The organism is Micromonospora sp. B11E3 (assembly GCF_039871625.1).
In the GTDB taxonomy this organism is placed as follows: domain Bacteria; phylum Actinomycetota; class Actinomycetes; order Mycobacteriales; family Micromonosporaceae; genus Micromonospora.
On sequence record NZ_JBDPMC010000228.1, the window covers coordinates 1 to 935 of the forward strand.

A 935-nucleotide genomic window follows, 5' to 3' on the forward strand; every position below is an offset into this window, starting at 1 on the left:
TGCAAGGGAAAGACGCAGAACCCCGGTATGAAGTGGTCCTCTCACAGATCAACTTCAGTAGGGGTCCTGCGTCGCCATGAGTGTCACATACACCGCCGAGCTGTCCGTGCGCGAGGAGACCGTGTTGTTCCTGTCCGGGCTCCTGCATGGGCAACGGCAGCGGCTCGGGACCCGTTCCGGGACGCGGTCGCTGAGCTGCTTCAAGCAGGCGATCCTGGTGATCCGCTGGTTCCTCGACGGCACTCGGGTCAAGCAGTTGGCCATCGACAACCAGGTCAGCTCGTCGACCGGCTACGCCTACCTGCACGAGGGCATCCGGGTCCTCGCCGCGCACGCGCCGGGCCTGGAATCGGCGCTGTTGGCGGCGAAGATGGCCGGCTACGCCCACGTGAACATCGACGGGACCCTGATCGAGACCGACCGGTGCCGCACACCGGGACCGACGCCGGGAGTGGACCTGTGGTGGTCCGGCAAACACGACAACCACGGCGGCAACGTGCAAGTCATCACCGCCCCGGACGGGTGGCCGCTGTGGACCTCACCAGTGCGTCCCGGCCGGGAACACGACACGACCGCCCTACGCGAACACGGCATCCTGCCCCTGCTGACCACCTGGACCAACGACCAGCGGCGGGTACTCGGCGACCTCGGCTACGAAGGCGAAGCCGACACGATCACGACCGCGTTCAAGAAGCCGCGCAACGGCACCTGCACCGACGTGCAGCAGCAGTTCAACAAGGCCCACAACGGCGTCCGCGCCATCGGCGAACGCGGGAACTCCCTGCTCAAGACCACCTTCAAAGCGCTGCGCAACGTCAGCCTGTGCCCGTGGAACATCGGCAGGATCACCGCGGCGGCCCTCGTACTCCTGCACATCGAGCACAACCGCACAACCTGATCACCCAACGCCACGACCCGTTACGCGGAAAGGCTCA

Annotated in this window: 1 protein-coding gene; it reads left to right on the plus strand. The window is 66.0% G+C overall.

Translation table 11 applies throughout. The features are described 5' to 3' along the window. The first annotated feature begins 76 nt into the window (after positions 1–76). Positions 77–898 carry a transposase family protein gene (locus tag ABGB16_RS33810; RefSeq protein ID WP_347672112.1) on the plus strand — a complete coding sequence of 274 codons (822 nt, stop codon included), beginning with the start codon at positions 77–79 and terminating at the stop codon, positions 896–898. Positions 899–935 lie beyond the last annotated feature (37 nt).